At 69.7% G+C, this 16,889-nt stretch carries 15 protein-coding genes and 1 tRNA gene; 5 read left to right on the forward strand and 11 right to left on the reverse strand.

The window, feature by feature from the left end; all coding sequences use genetic code 11:
* Nucleotides 1-125: 125 nt before the first annotated feature.
* Entirely contained in the window at nucleotides 126-2,654 is a 2,529-nt protein-coding gene (locus ACFY16_RS39535) for an ABC transporter permease (RefSeq protein ID WP_390652073.1), read from the reverse strand.
* A gap of 58 nt (nucleotides 2,655-2,712) precedes the next feature.
* A complete protein-coding gene (locus ACFY16_RS39540) occupies nucleotides 2,713-3,483 on the reverse strand; it encodes an ABC transporter ATP-binding protein (RefSeq protein WP_390652074.1) in 771 nt (256 codons plus the stop codon).
* A 392-nt stretch (nucleotides 3,484-3,875) separates the two neighbouring features.
* Between ACFY16_RS39540 and ACFY16_RS39545 the strand changes: the two genes are divergently transcribed.
* The 3 genes from ACFY16_RS39545 to ACFY16_RS39555 all read left to right on the forward strand — a co-directional run bounded on the left by ACFY16_RS39545 (nucleotide 3,876) and on the right by ACFY16_RS39555 (nucleotide 6,425).
* Nucleotides 3,876-3,958 (forward strand) — tRNA-Leu (locus tag ACFY16_RS39545).
* 161 nt (nucleotides 3,959-4,119) lie between these two features.
* Nucleotides 4,120-5,295, forward strand: a complete 1,176-nt coding sequence (locus ACFY16_RS39550; protein ID WP_390652075.1) for a 4-hydroxybenzoate 3-monooxygenase — start codon at nucleotides 4,120-4,122, stop codon at nucleotides 5,293-5,295.
* A gap of 218 nt (nucleotides 5,296-5,513) precedes the next feature.
* On the forward strand, nucleotides 5,514-6,425 hold the full coding sequence (locus ACFY16_RS39555) for a Bax inhibitor-1/YccA family protein (RefSeq protein ID WP_390652076.1): 912 nt from the start codon (nucleotides 5,514-5,516) through the stop codon (nucleotides 6,423-6,425).
* An 87-nt stretch (nucleotides 6,426-6,512) separates the two neighbouring features.
* Here the strand turns inward: ACFY16_RS39555 and ACFY16_RS39560 are convergent, their stop codons facing one another.
* A complete protein-coding gene (locus ACFY16_RS39560) occupies nucleotides 6,513-6,743 on the reverse strand; it encodes a DUF4287 domain-containing protein (protein ID WP_152890507.1) in 231 nt (76 codons plus the stop codon).
* Between the two features lie 170 nt (nucleotides 6,744-6,913).
* Here ACFY16_RS39560 and ACFY16_RS39565 point away from each other — a divergent pair, with 170 nt between their 5' ends.
* The gene (locus ACFY16_RS39565) at nucleotides 6,914-7,225 is read left to right on the forward strand and encodes a hypothetical protein (protein WP_390652077.1); all 312 of its coding nucleotides are present in this window, start codon (nucleotides 6,914-6,916) and stop codon (nucleotides 7,223-7,225) included.
* Nucleotides 7,226-7,265: 40 nt separating this feature from the next.
* On the opposite strand, the gene ACFY16_RS39570 is transcribed toward ACFY16_RS39565, so the two are convergent.
* From ACFY16_RS39570 to ACFY16_RS39580, 3 genes are all read right to left on the reverse strand, one after another.
* A complete protein-coding gene (locus ACFY16_RS39570) occupies nucleotides 7,266-8,057 on the reverse strand; it encodes a hypothetical protein (protein WP_390652078.1) in 792 nt (263 codons plus the stop codon).
* A gap of 312 nt (nucleotides 8,058-8,369) precedes the next feature.
* Nucleotides 8,370-9,590 (reverse strand): acetyl-CoA C-acetyltransferase, encoded by a 1,221-nt coding sequence (locus tag ACFY16_RS39575; protein WP_390652079.1) that lies wholly within the window; start codon nucleotides 9,588-9,590, stop codon nucleotides 8,370-8,372.
* 207 nt (nucleotides 9,591-9,797) lie between these two features.
* Nucleotides 9,798-10,823, reverse strand: coding sequence for an SGNH/GDSL hydrolase family protein (locus ACFY16_RS39580; RefSeq protein WP_390652080.1), 1,026 nt, complete (start codon nucleotides 10,821-10,823; stop codon nucleotides 9,798-9,800).
* Between the two features lie 152 nt (nucleotides 10,824-10,975).
* Here ACFY16_RS39580 and ACFY16_RS39585 point away from each other — a divergent pair, with 152 nt between their 5' ends.
* Nucleotides 10,976-12,364 carry a cystathionine beta-synthase gene (locus ACFY16_RS39585; protein ID WP_390652081.1) on the forward strand — a complete coding sequence of 463 codons (1,389 nt, stop codon included), beginning with the start codon at nucleotides 10,976-10,978 and terminating at the stop codon, nucleotides 12,362-12,364.
* A gap of 484 nt (nucleotides 12,365-12,848) precedes the next feature.
* Here ACFY16_RS39585 and ACFY16_RS39590 read toward each other — a convergent pair whose 3' ends face one another.
* The 5 genes from ACFY16_RS39590 to ACFY16_RS39610 form a co-directional block, all read right to left on the reverse strand.
* Nucleotides 12,849-13,274: a hypothetical protein gene (locus ACFY16_RS39590; protein ID WP_390652141.1), complete on the reverse strand. Its 426-nt coding sequence runs from the start codon at nucleotides 13,272-13,274 to the stop codon at nucleotides 12,849-12,851.
* Between the two features lie 165 nt (nucleotides 13,275-13,439).
* Complete coding sequence (locus tag ACFY16_RS39595; protein ID WP_390652082.1) at nucleotides 13,440-14,378, reverse strand: ABC transporter substrate-binding protein; 939 nt, start codon at nucleotides 14,376-14,378, stop codon at nucleotides 13,440-13,442.
* Nucleotides 14,379-14,391: 13 nt separating this feature from the next.
* Nucleotides 14,392-15,090, reverse strand: coding sequence for an ABC transporter permease (locus ACFY16_RS39600; RefSeq protein WP_390652083.1), 699 nt, complete (start codon nucleotides 15,088-15,090; stop codon nucleotides 14,392-14,394).
* Nucleotide 15,091: 1 nt separating this feature from the next.
* Nucleotides 15,092-15,733 (reverse strand): ABC transporter permease, encoded by a 642-nt coding sequence (locus tag ACFY16_RS39605; RefSeq protein WP_390652084.1) that lies wholly within the window; start codon nucleotides 15,731-15,733, stop codon nucleotides 15,092-15,094.
* On the reverse strand, nucleotides 15,730-16,782 hold the full coding sequence (locus ACFY16_RS39610; protein ID WP_390652085.1) for an ABC transporter ATP-binding protein: 1,053 nt from the start codon (nucleotides 16,780-16,782) through the stop codon (nucleotides 15,730-15,732). The genes ACFY16_RS39605 and ACFY16_RS39610 overlap by 4 nt, the downstream gene beginning before the upstream one ends.
* Nucleotides 16,783-16,889: the final 107 nt, after the last annotated feature.

A 16,889-nucleotide genomic window follows, 5' to 3' on the forward strand; every position in this document is an offset into this window, starting at 1 on the left:
TGCACCCACCCCATACGACAACGTCGGCCTTCAAGACCACAACCGGGTCTTGAAGGCCGACGTCACGCGAGGCCCCGGATTAACCAACAGCATCCGCACCGGAACGGGGCCCCACGCACGTACCGTTACTCCGACTTGATCGCCGCCAGCATGTTCAGGCGGCCCGCCCGCCGGGCCGGCCACAGCGCCGCCAGCACGCCGACCGTCGCGGCCAGCAGCAGGAACACCGCCATCCTCGCCCACGGCAGGACCAGCTCGTACGTCGACATCTTCGTGCCGAGCAGCTCGCCGGCCGCCCAGCCGAAGAACACACCCAGACCGATGCCGAGCACGCCGCCGAAGAGGGAGATGACCAGGGACTCCAGACGGACCATCCGCTTGACGTTCTTGCGGTCGAGGCCGATCGCACGGAGCATCCCGATCTCCTGCGAGCGCTCGAAGACCGACATGGCCAGGGTGTTGATGACGCCGAGGACCGCGACGATCACCGCCATGGCGAGCAGGCCGTAGAGCATGTTCAGCATCAGTGTGAACATCTGCGCGATGTCGTTGGAGATGTCCTTCTTGCTCTGCACCTTGACGGCCGGGTTGGAGCCGAGGGCCTTCTCCAGCCTGTCCTTGGTGGCGCCGGACGTGCCGTCGGACGTCTTCACCATGACCTGCATGTCGGTCGCGTCCGACTGGTGCGGGGAGAGCGTGGCGTTGTCGAGCATGATGCCGCGCATCATCTCGTTGCCCTGGTAGACACCGGCGACGGTCAGCTGCTGCTTCTTGCCGTCCTCGTAGTTGACGGTGAAGTCCGAACCGGCCTTCCAACCGTGCGACGTGGCGGTGTCGTCGTCGACGACGACCCGCGTGCCGCCGACCTCGAACGCGCCGCTGTCCATCGTCAGCTCGGTCAGCCTGCCGATGGCGGAGCCGTCGACGCCGGTCAGGTACTCCGTCTGGCCGTCGACGCGCGAGGGCGCGTTGCGCAGCGGGCTGGTGGCGGTCACCCCGGCGGTGGCCTTCAGCTTCTTGTCGACGTCCGGGGAGAGGGAGTTGCCGTTCGCCATCGACACCACGTAGTCGGCCTTGATCGCGGACGACGCCATCTTGTCGATCGAGTGCTGGAGGCTGCCCGCCATCACCGTCATCCCGGTGATGAGGGTCAGCCCGATCATCAGCGCGGAGGCCGTGGCGGCCGTACGGCGCGGGTTGCGCACCGAGTTCTGGCGGGCCAGCTTGCCGGCCACACCGAACACGCGCAGCACCGGGGCCGCGGCCGCGATCAGCGGTCGGGACAGCAGCGGGGTCAGGATGAACACGCCGATGATGAGCAGCACCGCGCCGAGACCCATGGGGGCTTGGCCGTCCGAGCCGTCCATCGTCGTGGCCGCGAGGACCACCGCGACGCCCGCGGCCGAGAACAGGGCACCGATCGTGTTGCGCAGCACCAGCGACTTGGTGGTCGCCTTCGCGTGCACGCTGCTCATCGCGGCGACCGGCGGGATCTTCGCGGCCCGGCGGCCCGGCAGCCAGGCGGCGAGCATGGTGATGACGATGCCGACCACGAGGGCCGTGGCGACCGTGCCGGGGGAGACGACCAGCGGTCCGTCGGGGACGGTCGCGCCGAGCGTGCTCATCAGCGACCGCAGCCCGGCCCCGATGCCGATGCCCGCGACCAGACCGGTCACCCCGGCCACCGCGCCGACCACGAACGCCTCGATCAGCACGGACCGGGTCACCTGACGACGGGAGGCGCCGACCGCGCGCAGCAGGGCCAGCTCCTTGGTGCGCTGGGCGACCAGCATGGTGAAGGTGTTGGCGATGATGAACGTGCCGACGAACAGCGCGATGCCCGCGAAGACCAGCAGCCCCTGCTTCAGCCCGCTCATCGACGTGGAGATCATCTCGGCCTGGTCGTCGGCGAGCCGCTTACCGGTGGTGGTCTCCGTGATGTCCGCCGGCAGCGCCTTGTCCAGCTCGGCCTTCAGCGCCGACTGGCTGATGCCCGTCTTCGCCGTCACGTCGATCTCGTCGTACGTGCCGGACTTGCCGAACAACTGCTGGGCGGTCGCCGTGTCGAAGAGGGCGAGGCTGCCGCCGGCGGCGACGTTGCCGTCGTCGGTGGTGAAGATGCCGGTGACGGTCGGGGTCAGCACCGGGCCGTCGACCGAGAGGCGTACGGTGTCGCCGACCTCGTAGCCGGCGCGCCTCGCGGTCTCGGAGTCGATGAGGACCTCGCCCTCTCCCTTCGGGGCGTGGCCGCTGACGAGGGGGTACCGGGGATCCTTCGTCCCCCAGTAGTTCCCGCCCTGCGACTGGAAGCCGCCGCCGATGAGCTTGCCGTCCTTGTCGGCCAGGGCCGTGAAGCCGCCCACGACGCCGACGGCGGACGCGGCGCCCGGCACCCGCGCGCTCCGTTCGAGCAGCGCCTGCGTCAGCTCGGGCGTCCTGCCGACCGTGTCGCCCTTGTCCTCCTGGCTCTCGGGCTGCACGGCCACGTCGACCCGGTCGAAGCCCTTGGCGGAGCTCTTCTGGTACGCGTCCGAAATGGTGTTGGTGAAGACCAGGGTCCCCGACACGAACGCCACGCCGAGCATCACGGCGAGCACGGTCATCAGGAGCCGGGCCTTGTGCGCGAGTACGTTGCGCAAGGCGGTACGGAACATGGGTTGTCTCAGTCCAGGGGTACGAGGGTGAGGGGGCGTCAGGAGACGTCGCCCGACGTCAGCTGGTGCGGCCCTTGGCGTCGAATTGCTTCATGCGGTCCAGCACCGAGTCCGCCGTGGGCCCGTACACCTCGTCGACGATCCGTCCGTCCGCCAGGAACACCACCCGGTCCGCGTACGCCGCCGCCACCGGGTCGTGGGTCACCATCACCACCGTCTGCCCCAGCTCCCGCACCGAGTTGCGCAGGAAACCCAGCACCTCGGCGCCGGAACGCGAGTCGAGGTTTCCGGTCGGCTCGTCGCCGAAGACGATGTCCGGCCGGGAGGCCAGCGCGCGGGCGACGGCGACACGCTGCTGCTGGCCGCCGGAGAGCTGGGCGGGCCGGTGGCCGAGCCGGTCGGAGAGCCCCACCATCCGGATCACGGTGTCCAGCCACTGCTTCTCCGGCTTGCGGCCCGCGATGTCCATCGGGAGGGTGATGTTCTCCAGGGCCGTCAGCGTCGGCAGCAGGTTGAACGCCTGGAAGATGAAGCCGATCTTGTCCCGGCGCAGCTTGGTGAGCTGCTTGTCCTTCAAGGAGCCCAGTTCGGTCTCGCCGATGCGCACGGAGCCGCTGCTGAACGTGTCCAGTCCGGCCACGCAGTGCATCAGCGTGGACTTGCCGGAGCCGGAGGGGCCCATGATCGCGGTGAACTCGGCCTGCTGGAAGTCGACGGAGACCCGGTCGAGGGCGACCACCTGGGTTTCGCCCTGGCCGTAGATCTTCGACAGCTCCGTGGCGCGCGCGGCCACGGCGGTGGTCCGGCCGGCGACGGGTGTGGTGGTCACGGGAAGGTGCTCCTCGCGGGACGACGATGTTTCTCGGGGACGTGAACCATCGTCCCGTCCACCGGGCGCCGTGGAGTCAGCCGCTGTTCCGGTTCCGAAGGCAGACTTCGGGCGGACCACGCAGCGCCGTGTCATACCTGGGGATGACGGCCGCCCCTGACGACGCGTCCGTCGAGAACGGGTGGAGCACCCTCGTTCGGGCGGTGAAATTCCGTCATTCCGCATACGTGGTCACGCAGCTCACGCAAGGCTATTGGCAAGTGCGGATGGCTCGTTCCGTGGGCTGATGCTCCCTCAGACGTCAATAAAATAAGACAACATCGGTTCGCCCGTCCGCTGTTCGAGGGACGTGTCCCGATAGGCTCGGGAACTCGACGCGGAGCCCATGGCCTGCCCGGATGGTGGAATGCAGACACGGCGAGCTTAAACCTCGCTGCCCCTCGCGGGCGTACCGGTTCGAGTCCGGTTCCGGGCACCTCCGACGTCGGTCGGTTCCCTGCATCGTTCATTGAAGACTTCACCGCGCGACCGTTGACACCGGGTGGACGTGGGCGCAAACTCTCAGCAGCAAAGTGAAGAAAATTTCACCATGCGAACATCACAGTGCAGTGAAGCCCCACCCGAAGGGAACGCCCGATGCGCACCACCGTCGGCATCATCGGCGCCGGTCCGGCCGGCCTCCTCCTCGCCCGGCTGCTCCGCAACGCCGGCATCGACTCGGTCGTCCTGGAGAGCCGGGACCGGGCCTACGTCGAACAACGGCAGCGGGCCGGGATCCTGGAGCAGGGGACGGTGGACGTGCTGCGCGCGGCCGGCGCCGGGGAGCGCATGGACCGCGAGGGGCTGCGTCACGACGGCATCGAGCTGCGGTTCGCCAAGCGGCGCCACCGCGTCGACTTCCCCGCCCTCACCGGCGGCCGGTCGGTGATGGTCTACGCGCAGACCGAGGTCTGCAAGGACCTCATCGCCCTCCAGCTCAAGGAGGGCGGCCCGCTGCTGTTCGAGGCGGAGGCCCTGGCCGTCGAGGGGGCCGACACCGGCAGCCCGCGCGTGCGCTTCCGGCACGAGGGGAGCGAGGACGTCCTGGAGTGCGAGTACGTCGTCGGCTGCGACGGCTTCTGGGGGGTCGCCAGGAAGGCGATCCCGTCCGAACTGAGCCGGGTCTTCGAACGGACGTACCCCTTCGGCTGGCTCGGCATCCTCGCCGACGTCGCCCCCTCGCACGACGAACTCGTCTACGCCCGCCACGACCGCGGCTTCGCCCTGCTGTCCATGCGCTCCCCGTCCGTCTCCCGTCTCTACCTCCAGGTGCCCGAGGGCACGGACGCCGAGGCATGGAGCGACGACGAGATCTGGGCCGAGCTGGAGCGGCGCTTCGAGACCGACGACGACTGGACGCTCGAACGCGGGCCCATCACGCAGAAGTCGGTCACCCCCATGCGCTCCTACGTGCACGAGCCCATGCGGCACGGCCGCCTCTTCCTCGCCGGGGACGCCGCCCACATCGTGCCGCCGACCGGCGCCAAGGGGCTGAACCTCGCGGTCGGCGACGTGGTCACCTTCGCGCGGGCACTGACGCATGCGAAGGAGACCGGCTCCCCGGAACTCCTCGACGCCTACTCCGCCACCTGCCTGCGCCGCGTCTGGCAAGCCGAGCGGTTCTCCTACGACATGACCACGCTCCTGCACCGCGTCCCCGGCGCCACCCCCTTCGAGGAGCGCCTCCAGCTCGCCCGCCTGGAGCGGATCGCGGGGGCGCGCGCGGCGGAGACCGATCTGGCCGAGGCGTACACCGGGTTCCCGTTCGAGTGAGGCCCGTTCGGGTGAGATGAGCGGCCGATCTCCGACCGGTTCCGGACGTGTCGCAGGTTGGTCATGAATGAGCCCCTCCGCCGCAGGGAATCAGAGATCCACGTAGCGTGTTGCGCAGCACGACGAGGGAAAGATCCTCCCCAAGCAGTAGGGTCATTCCTTTGCCTACCTATTACTCTTGAGCCAAGGCCCACGCAGAGTGGCCATGGAGGAGTGAAATGAGGAGCAGAAACCCGGTCTTCTCGCGACGGGGGTTCAGCCGCGACAACGGCTACGCGGGCTTCAACACCGCGCCGCAGGCCGGGGGACCCGCTGTCGGCACGCAGGGCAACCCGTACGCGCAGGGCAATCCGTACGCCCAGCCGTCCGGCAACCCCTACGCGCAGAACCCTTACGCCCAGCAGGACCTTCAGTACGGCGCGCCGCAGGCCCCGGTCACCACCGCCGGCCGTATGACGATGGACGACGTCGTCCTGCGCACCGCGAGCACGCTCGGTCTGCTGATCGTCACGGCCGCGCTCTCCTGGGCGCTGCTCCCGGTCGACGACGCGAACATCAGCCGTTCGTACGGCATCGGGATCGGCGCCGCACTGGTGGCGATGGTGCTGGCGTTCGTGCAGTCCTTCAAGCGCAAGGCCTCGCCCGCCCTCATCCTGACCTACGCGGGTCTCGAGGGTGTCTTCCTCGGCGTCGTCTCCAGCATCGTCGACAACCGCATCGCCAGCGGTGCGGCCATGCAGGCCGTGCTCGGCACGATGGCGGTGTTCGCCGGTGTGCTGGTGGCGTACAAGGCGGGCTGGATCCGTGTCAACCGCCGCTTCGTCGGCTTCGTGATGGCGGCCGCGCTCGGCTTCATCCTGCTGATGACGGTGAACCTGCTGTTCGCGGTCTTCGGCGGCGGTGACGGCCTCGGCTTCCGCAGCGGCGGCCTCGGCATCGCCTTCGGTGTCATTGGCATCATCCTCGGCGCATGCTTCCTCGCCATCGACTTCAAGCAGGTCGAGGACGGCATCGCCTACGGCGCCCCGCGCGAGGAGGCCTGGCTGGCCGCCTTCGGTATGACGGTGACGCTGGTGTGGATCTACATGGAGTTCCTGCGGATCATCGCGATCCTCAACAGCAACGACTAGTCGTAGACCGACAGCGGAAGGGCCCCGGGTTCAACCCGGGGCCCTTCGTCGTGTCTCGTGTCCTACGAGTACTGCCTACGTGCGCGCCTAGAGCAGTTTGCGCGCGGCCCTCCTCAGGTCGTACTCGTGAACGATCGCCTTGGCGTGGCCGTACGCCAGGTCGTACTCGTGACGCAGCCAGCTGACCTTCTCCTCGAAGCGGAAGAGGGATGGGCCTTCGTCGACGGTGCGGAGCCAGTCGGAGACTTCACGACCGGTGCAGTGGGGGATGCGGGCGAGCATGTTGCGGTGGGTCTCCTCGGAGAGGACGTGGGACATCGGCGCCTCCGGACGCATCGGGTGTAAGCCGGTCCTTCACGTCACGGTGCCTGAGCGTTGGCGTGTTGGCAACAGTCCCGGTGCGGCGCGTAGGGCCTTTCCGTGGCGGATGTGCGTGCCGGACCCCGCATCGCTGGCATGATCGGCCGGAGAGGCCCTACTCTCGCGGCGTGGTTGATACGACGCCTCTGACCCGTGCGGTGGATCACTTCGCCGATCGTTTGCGGGCTGCGCCCCAGAGTCGGCTGCAGCGCAGTGCTGCGGCGGAGGCGTTGAGGCTGGCCAGAGAGATGGCACGGCGGGCCCAGCTCGTGGAGGAACCCGGCGCCGAGCCTCGTGAGATGCCGGACGCCGGGATGTTCGCCGCCGCTGACCAGATCACCGTCGCGGGGCACGATCTGGCGATCGTGCTGCGCAGCGAGGCCGAGGTGGCCGAAGCGGTGGAGCTGGTGGAGGAGGCGCAGAAGCGAGCGGGGGTGTGACGCGGTTCCCCGCGCCCCTGCCCGGGCCTCCCCCCGCCCCCTACAGCGACGCTATGACCCTGTCCGCCAGGATGTACACCGTCTCCTCACCGCAGGTGAACGTGAGCGTGTACGCGCCCGAGATGCCCGAGCCGCCGAGCAGGACCGGGGTCTCGCCCGCGCGCAGCGCGGTGGCCAGGCGTTCCGCGGTCTCCCGGTGGCCCGGGGTCATGCAGAGGGTCGTACCGTCGGCGAAGACGTAGACGTCGAGAGTGCCCAGCGGGCCCGGGCGGACGTCCGTCAGTTCGACGCCGGAGGAGGCCAGGTCCTCAAGGGTGGCGACCGTGCGCTCGTGGTCGTTCACGACCGGCGACTGGACCGGTACGAAGTCGGGGTGCGAGGGGTGGCGGCGGCGGGCCGCGGCCAGCTCGGGGGAGTCCCCGGCGAACTCGTCGGCGTCGGCGCCCGGCTCGGCCACCGGCTCGAGGGACTCCAGGCCCAGGAAATCGGCCTGGCGCGGCATGAACAGGTCGCTGTCCGTCAGGCCCAGCAGCGAGGGAGCGTCGGAGGCGTCACGCGCCTCCTGGGCGGCCCAGAACGCCCGCGCCTCGGCCAGCTCCCGCTCCCGTTCCTCGGCGAGCGCCTCGGCGACGGCCGCGCGTATCTCATCGGCGTCGGCGGAGTGGCGGGCGGCGGGGACGAGCCCCCGTGCCGCGGACGCGTTGTTCCGCGCGAGCTCAGCGTGCAGGGCCGCGACCTGTCGGCGCAGCACCATGAGGGTGCGCAGGACGGCGACGCCCACGGCGCCTGTGGCGGCCGTGGTGAGCAGCAAGGCGATCGGCATGGCGCTCACTGACGTACTCCCGGTTCAAAGTCGACCCCCGACTTCCTACATCAGCTTGAAGGGCGAACCATCCAGCTGTCAGTGCGTAACGTCACGAAACGGGCAGGACTTTGGTCTCGGGGTTTAGTGGTGGAACGGCGCTGACCTGCATCGATCCCTCCTTCGAAGGAGATAGGTCACATCCTGGGGGAGATTGGATCACAAAACGGCCCAGAACCGTGGTGGTTTCCGGGTTCTGGGCCGTCGGGTGACGCTGGGTCCATCGGTGGCTACTGACAGCTTTTCAGCAGCGGCGCACCGGGTTCAGCGGGCGCACCGGGTTCAGCTGAGGCGCTCGATGACCATGGCCATGCCCTGGCCGCCGCCGACGCACATCGTCTCCAGGCCGAACTGCTTGTCGTGGAACTGGAGGGAGTTGATGAGCGTGCCGGTGATGCGGGCGCCGGTCATGCCGAAGGGGTGGCCCACGGCGATGGCGCCGCCGTTGACGTTCAGCTTCTCGGGGTCGATGCCGAGGTCGCGGTAGGAGGGGATCACCTGGGCGGCGAACGCCTCGTTGATCTCGACCAGGTCGATGTCGTCGATGGTCAGGCCGGCGCGGCGCAGGGCCTGCCGGGAGGCCTCGACCGGGCCGAGGCCCATGATCTCGGGGGACAGGCCCGAGACGCCCGTGGACACGATGCGGGCGAGCGGGGTGAGGCCGAGCTCGCGGGCCTTGGTGTCGGACATGATGACGAGCGCGGCGGCGCCGTCGTTCAGGGGGCAGCAGTTGGCGGCGGTGACCATGCCGTCGGGGCGGAAGACCGGCTTGAGGCCCTGGACGCCTTCGAGGGTGACGCCGGCGCGCGGGCCGTCGTCCTTGCTGACGACCGTGCCGTCGGGGAGGGTCACCGGGGTGATCTCGCGCTCCCAGAAGCCGTTCTTGATGGCTTCCTCGGCGAGGTTCTGCGAGCGGACGCCGAACTCGTCCATGTCCTGGCGGGTGACGCCCTTCCAGCGGGCGAGGTTCTCCGCGGTCTGGCCCATCGCGATGTACGCGTCCGGGACGAGGCCGTCCTCACGCGGGTCGTGCCAGGTCGTGCCCTCCTGCTGGGCGACGGCCTCGGTGCGGGCCTCGGCCTCCGCGAAGAAGGGGTTGTGCGTGTCCGGGAGGCTGTCGGAGTTGCCCTTCACGAACCGGGAGACCATCTCGACGCCGGCCGAGATGAAGACGTCGCCCTCGCCGGCCTTGATGGCGTGCAGGGCCATGCGGCTCGTCTGGAGCGACGAGGAACAGTAACGGGTGATGGTGCAGCCGGGGAGGTGGTCCATGCCCATCTGTACGGCGACGATCCGGCCGAGGTTGTTGCCCTGCTCGCCGCCGGGGAGGCCACAGCCGAGCATCAGGTCGTCGATGTCCTTGGGATCCAGCTCCGGGACCTTGGCGAGGGCCGCCTGGATGATGGTGGCGGTGAGGTCGTCCGGGCGCAGGTCCTTCAGGGAGCCCTTGAAAGCGCGGCCGATGGGGGAGCGGGCGGTCGAGACGATGACGGCTTCGGGCATCACGGCTCCAGACAGGAAGGGGCGGCGCACAGCGCCTCGTTGAGGGGCGGTGGTCGGGCGGGAGTACGGGGATGAGGGTTTCTTCCAGCAAGACTGCTTGGGAAGTTACCCGCACGTATGGCCTGGGTCACGGGAACGGCGGTGTGACCCTGACCGCACTTTCTAAGCGCTTGCTTTTTCAGGGGCGGATCTTCGCGGACCGGGGTCTCAGCCCGGTGTCCGCACGGGCGCCGGGGCCGTCTCCCGGACGCGGCGGCGCCTGCGGCGCTTGAGCAGGGCCCATGGACCCCGCGGGCCCGTCGGCATCGCGGCCGTGACCTCCGTGCCCGCCTCGGCCGCCGCCTCGGCCGCGGCCCGGGCCACCGGCAGGAAGCCCTCGCGACGGAACACGTCCGGACGCTCCTCCTCCGCCGGCCACAGCCCCAGAGCGGCACAGACCGTCGGCAGGACGGCCATCGCGGCCGTGGCGTACCCCTCCGCGGAGGGGTGGTAGTGGTCGGGACCGAAGAGCTCGCGTGGGTTCGCCGCGAACTCGGGGCCCAGCAGATCGCCCAGCGACACCGTCCGGCCCCCCTGCTCGACCGCCCCGATCGTCTGCGCGGCCGCCAGCTGACGGGAGGCCCGCCGGGCCAGCCAGCGCAACGGCTGCTGCACCGGTTCGATCGTGCCCAGGTCGGGGCACGTGCCGACGACCACCTCCGCGCCGGCCGTGCGCAGGCGTCGTACCGCCGAGGACAGGTGGCGTACCGAGCGGGTCGGTGGCATCCGGTGGGTCACGTCGTTCGCGCCGATCATGATCACGCAGATGTCGGGGACATGGGACGGGTCGGAGAGGGCCAGGGTCACCTGGCGGTCCAGGTCGTCCGACTGCGCTCCGGTCACGGCCACGTTCCGCAGGACCACCGGGCGTTCCGCCACCGCCGACAGGCCGGACGCCAGCAGTGCGCCCGGCGTCTGGCCGGCCCGGTGGACGCCCTGGCCCGCGGCCGTGGAGTCACCCAGCATCGTCAGATGCAGGGGCGGGTCGCCGGGGATGTCATAGGCGTGGCCGTAGCGGCCCTCCGCGCTCGGCACGTGGTTCTGCGCGCCGTTGCCCACGTGGCGCCGAGCCAGCTCTGCCTCGGCCAGCAGCAGACCGACGGCCGCAGCACCGACCAGGCCGATGCCGCCACCGCCGTACGCGGCGCCCGCCGCGATACGCCGGGCCACCCGCGCCCTCGACATGCTCGTCATGCGTCACCGCCACCTCCTCGTAGCCGTACATCCACTCCTTGCCCCGTACGGACCGTCGCCCAATCTCAACCGGGAGTGAACGCCACCGCCGGGCCGTAGGCTGGCGGCGGAACCACTACGACCACATCTTTTGCAAGCAACCGGAGACAACGGTGCAATTCCACGACTCGATGATCAGTCTCGTCGGCAACACCCCGCTGGTGAGGCTCAACACCGTGACCGAGGGGATCCAGGCGACCGTCCTGGCCAAGGTGGAGTACTTCAACCCGGGCGGATCCGTGAAGGACCGCATCGCCCTGCGCATGATCGAGGCGGCCGAGCAGAGCGGCGAGCTGCGGCCCGGCGGCACCATCGTGGAGCCGACCAGCGGGAACACCGGTGTCGGGCTGGCGATCGTGGCGCAGCAGAAGGGGTACAAGTGCATCTTCGTGTGCCCCGACAAGGTGTCCACGGACAAGATCAACGTGCTGCGGGCGTACGGCGCCGAAGTGGTCGTGTGCCCGACGGCCGTGGACCCCGAGCACCCGGACTCCTACTACAACGTCTCCGACCGGCTCGTGCGTGAGACCCCCGGTGCCTGGAAGCCCGACCAGTACTCCAACCCCAACAACCCGCTCTCCCACTATCACTCGACCGGCCCCGAGCTGTGGGAGCAGACGGAGGGGAAGATCACCCACTTCGTGGCGGGTGTCGGCACCGGCGGCACCATCTCCGGCACCGGGCGCTACCTGAAGGACGCCAGCGACGGCAAGGTCCAGGTCATCGGCGCCGACCCCGAGGGGTCCGTCTACTCCGGCGGTTCCGGACGGCCGTACCTCGTCGAGGGCGTCGGCGAGGACTTCTGGCCGACCGCCTACGACCGGACCGTCGCCGACGAGATCGTCGCCGTGTCCGACAAGGACTCCTTCCAGATGACCCGCCGCCTCGCCAAGGAGGAGGGCCTGCTGGTGGGCGGCTCCTGCGGCATGGCCGTCGTCGCCGCGCTGCGGGTCGCCGAGCGGCTCGGGCCGGACGACGTCGTGGTCGTCCTCCTCCCGGACAGCGGGCGCGGCTACCTCAGCAAGATCTTCAACGACGAGTGGATGGCCGACTACGGCTTCCTCGAGGACGCCGGACCGAGCGCCCGCGTCGCCGACGTGCTCAGCTACAAGGCCGGCGGCACCATCCCCTCCCTCGTCCACATGCACCCCGACGAGAACGTCGGCCAGGCCATCGAGGTACTGCGCGAGTACGGCGTCTCGCAGATGCCGATCGTGAAGCCGGGCGCCGGTCACCCGGACGTCATGGCCGCCGAGGTCGTGGGGTCCGTGGTGGAGCGGGAGCTGCTCGACGCCCTGTTCACCCAGCGTGCCTCGCTCGACGACCCGCTGGAGAAGCACATGTCCGCCCCGCTGCCGCAGGTCGGCTCCGGCGAGCCGGTCGGGGACCTGATGTCCGTCCTGGGCGGCGCGGACGCGGCGATCGTGCTCGTCGAGGGCAAGCCGACCGGCGTGGTCAGCCGGCAGGACCTGCTGGCCTTCCTCGCCAAGGGCGGGAAGTAGCGGGAAACCTCCCGGTGAACCGCCCGTGTCCACGGCGAACTTCCGGTCACCCACCGAAATGGTGGACTTCGCAGAAGTGGTACGAGCGTGTCACGTCCACGCAGCACACGCTTAACACGGGTCCGGCACATTAGTGGATGTCGGCAGGGCGGGAGCGGCTCCCCGCCCCGGCCGGCACCAAAACGGCGTCACGGACCTCCGGAGCGGCTCCCGGACCTCCACCGACGCCCAGGACGCGTGAGCCCGGCCCTGACCCGGCCCGCGTCCCTCGCGGGGACCGCCGTCGTCCCGCCCCTCGGCAACGGGGGTGCGGCGGTCCCCGCGCACAGCTTTTTCCGGCCGGTTCCCGGTCCGGGTTCTCGGTCTGTTCTCCGGTTGCGCCCGCTGTCGGCGCCGGGTGAGAAACATGGACTTCGCCGACCGCGTGCCCGCTCGTCGTGCCGCGGGCCCGGCAGGCGTGACCCACACCGGGGCGGTCGGCCCGTCAGCCCTCCCAGTCGCTCTTCCGGGAGGACTTGCGGCTGCGGCCGAACAGGCCGGGGTTGGTGCGCGCGGCCTGGACCGCGTTGACGCCGACGATGCCGATCCAGGACGCGATCAGGCCGGGCGTGTGCGCGATGCCCCCGCCGATCGCCGACAGCGGGATCGCCAGCACCAGCGAGACGATGCCGAAGCCGAAGCGCTCGCCCCAGGAGTCGGTGGCCTTCGACGACCGGGAGTCCCGCGCCACCGTCATCTGCTGCTCGGCCAGCTGCCTTCGCACCCGGCGCTCGACCGCGCCGTCGATGCGCTGGTCGACCTTCTCCAGGAACGAGTCGACCAGCGCGGACTCGTACTCCTCGCCCAGTTCCCTGCGGGCGTGCAGAGTGGCGTCGAGTTCCTTCTTCAGGTCGGCGTCCCGCGCGTCCATCATGGTCTCCATTCCCGTCATGGGATCCCACGTTAGGGACCGGGCGCGCCCGCCGCACTGGGGATAGCCCCCGAGTTCCGCCTGGGGGCTGCCGGGAGGACGGGATCAGGGCAGCGGTTTCGTCGGAGCATCGCCCCGCGGCACCGCCTCTTGACCTCACGACACCTACTTCTTCGTCAGCCCGTGCTGCTTGGCGTACGCGTTCGCCACGTCCTCGGGGTCCTTCTTGTCCTTGTCCACCTGGCGGTTGAGCTCGGTGAGCTGGGCGGTGGTGAGGATGTTGCCGAGCTTGGCGAGGGCCTTGCGGACGGTGGAGTCGGCCTTGCGGTCGGCGATGAGGGGGACGATGTGCTGGCTGGGGACGAGGTTCTCGGGGTCGGCCAGGACCACCCAGTCGTTGGCCTCGATGTCGGTGTCGGTGGTGAAGAGGTTCGCCACGTCCACATCGCCCTTCTTCAGGGCGCCCTTGACCAGAGGGCCGTCGGAGTCCAAGGACTTGAACTCCTTGAACTCCACCCCGTAGACGTCCTTCAGGCCGACCGCGCCGACCTGACGCTTCTTCACCTCGGGCGCGGCGCCGATGACCAGCTTGCCGTTCTGCTTCTTCAGGTCGGCGAGGGAGGTCAGGCCGTACTTCCGCGCGGTCTCGCGGGTGACGACGAAGGCGTCGGAGTCCTCCGCCACGCCGTAGGGCAGGATCTGGAGGCCGGACGGGAGGGCGAGGGTGAGGGCGTTCTGCATCGCGCCCTCCTCCGCGGTCGTGGCCTTCGGGTCGAGGTAGTTGAGAAGGGCGCCCTGGTACTCGGGCAGGAGGTCGATGTCGCCGCTCTTGAGGGCGGGGATCACGATCTCCCGGGTGCCGAGGTTCGGACGGACCCTCGTCTTGACGCCGGCCGCCTCCAGAGCGGCCGCGTAGAGGTAGCCGAGCACCTGGTTCTCGGTGAAGTTGGCGGTGCCGATGGTGACTCCGCCCTTGCTGGAGCCGCCTCCACCGGAGGTGGAACCCCCGCCGTCGAGCGAGGTGACGCCGCTGCCGCAAGCGCTGAGGACGGGGACGGAGACGGCCGCTCCTGCGAGCGCGCCGAGGAGAGTACGACGGTTCATTTCGGTGGGTTCCCTAGGCGTTGCGGGTGGGGGTCTCCCCGCTCGAGCGGAGCCGAGAGCGGGGGAGGAAGAGGAAGCGCTGCAGGGCGGAGAGCACGAGGTCCAGGGCGATGGCGACCACGGCGACCAGGACCGCGCCGCCGAGCACCTGCACCAGGTCGCGCTGGGCCAGGCCGTCGAAGACGTAGCGGCCCAGGCCGCCGAAGGAGACGTACGCGGCGATCGTGGCCGTCGCGACCACCTGGATCAGCGCCAGGCGCAGGCCCGTCATGATCAGCGGGAGGGCGAGGGGGAGTTCCACCTGGAACAGGACCTGGTGGCCGCGCATGCCCTGACCGCGTGCCGCGTCCTTCACGTCCGGGTCGACGGCGGTCATGCCCGCGTAGGTGTTGGTGACGATCGCCGGGACCGCGAGGGCGACCAGGGCGATGTACACCGGCGTCATGGACAGGCCGCTGGCCAGGAAGACCAGGACGACCAGGCCGACGGTCGGGAGGGCGCGGCCGAAGGACGCGAGGTTGATCGCGAGGAACGCGCCCTTGCCGGTGTGGCCGATCAGCAGGCCCAGCGGGAGGCCGATCACGGCCGCGATGAGCGTGGCCAGCAGCGAGTACTGGAGGTGTTCGGCGAGGCGGTGGGCGATTCCGTCGGAGCCGGCCCACTGGTCGCCGCTGACCAGCCACTTGCCCAGGTTCTTGAAGAGTTCGTACATCTCAGGCTCGCCGCCTCTTCCACGGGGTGAGGACGTACTGGAGGGCGACCAGCAGTGCGTCCGCCACCACGGCCAGGAGCAGGGTCAGGACCACGCCGACGATCACCGGGGTCGGATAGTTGCGCTGGAAGCCGTCCGTGAACAGCTGGCCCAGGCCGCCGTCGCCGATGTAGGTCGCCACGGAGACCAGCGAGATCGACATGACCGTCGCGATCCGGACGCCCGCCATGATCACGGGGAGGGCGAGGGGGAGTTCGACGGTGAGCAGGATGCGCAGGGGGCGCGTGCCCATCGCCTTCGCGGCCTCCTTCGTCCTCGCGGGGACGGAGTCGAGGCCCTCGACGGTGTTCCGCAGCAGGACGACCAGCGTGTAGACCGTCAGCCCGATCACGGTCGTGGTGCGGGTCAGGCCGGAGACCGGCAGCAGGAGTACGAAGATCGCGATCGACGGGATCGTGAACAGGACGTTGGACAGGCCCAGGAGGAAGCCGCGCAGGGGGCGGATCCGGTGGGCGACCACGGCCAGCGGGAGGGAGATGAGCAGGCCGAGGAAGACGGCGGTCAGGGCCGCCTGGAGGTGGGAGACCGTGAGGGTGGTCAGGTCGTCGGTGTGGCCGGATATCCACGACCAGTCGATGGTCATGCGGCGACCCCTGCGGCTGCGTGCGCCCGGCCCGCGTGCTCGTGGATGTCGTCGCGGGACGAGACGCCGGTGAGGGTTCCGGCCGCGTCGACGCGGGCGATCAGGCCGGTGGGGGAGGCGATCGACTCGTTCAGCGCCGACAGGAGGGAGTCGGAGTCCTTCAGCGGGCGCACGGGGAGCTCTGTGCCCTTCGATCCCTTCGACGCGTTCGATGCCCAGTGCAGGGGCTTGTTCGCCGCGTCGAGTACGAGGGTCCAGGTGCCGCCCTCGGGGGCGGGGGCCTGCGGGACGTCCGCGAGGGTCTTCAGCGAGAGCAGCTTCAGGCCGCGCTCGGCGCCGAGGAAGTCGGCCACGAAGTCGTCGGCGGGGCGGGCCAGCAGCTCGGCCGGCGAGGCGCACTGCACCAGATGGCCGCCCGTGCGGAAGACCGCGATCTGGTCGCCCAGCCGGACCGCCTCGTCGATGTCGTGGGTGACGAAGACGATGGTCTTGCTCAACTCCTTCTGCAGGCGGAGCAGCTCGTCCTGGAGCTGGGTGCGCACCACCGGGTCGACCGCGCCGAACGGCTCGTCCATGAGCAGGACGGGCGGGTCGGCGGCGAGCGCGCGGGCGACGCCGACGCGTTGCTGCTGGCCGCCGGAGAGCTGGTGGGGGTAGCGCTTCCCGGCGTCGGCGGAGAGGCCGACGGTCTCGAGGAGCTCGGCCGCCCTCGCCCTCGCCTTCCGGCGACCCCAGCCCAGCAGCAGCGGCACGGTGGCGATGTTGTCGAGCACCGTACGGTGCGGGAAGAGGCCCGCTTGCTGGATGACGTACCCGATGGAGCGGCGCAGCTCGGCGGAGTCCTGCGCGGTGACGTCCTTGCCGCCGACCCGGATGGTGCCGGAGGTCGGTTCGACCATCCGGTTGATCATCCGCAGGGTGGTCGTCTTGCCGCAACCGGAGGATCCGACCAGAACGGTCACGCCGCCTTCCGGCATCTCCAGGGAGAGATCATGGACTGCTGTCGTGCCGTTCGGGAAACGCTTGTGGACCGCATCGAACTGGATCATGAGATGTCCCTTGCCCGGCTGTATAACGTCATGCAGAGTTCTTGGTGTCTGAATAGGTTGTCAATGCTCGGGCGTTAATCCGAGGTAACCGAATACCGACAGTCAAG

It is taken from the genome of Streptomyces sp. NPDC001315 (genome assembly GCF_042896175.1).
Classification (GTDB): domain Bacteria; phylum Actinomycetota; class Actinomycetes; order Streptomycetales; family Streptomycetaceae; genus Streptomyces.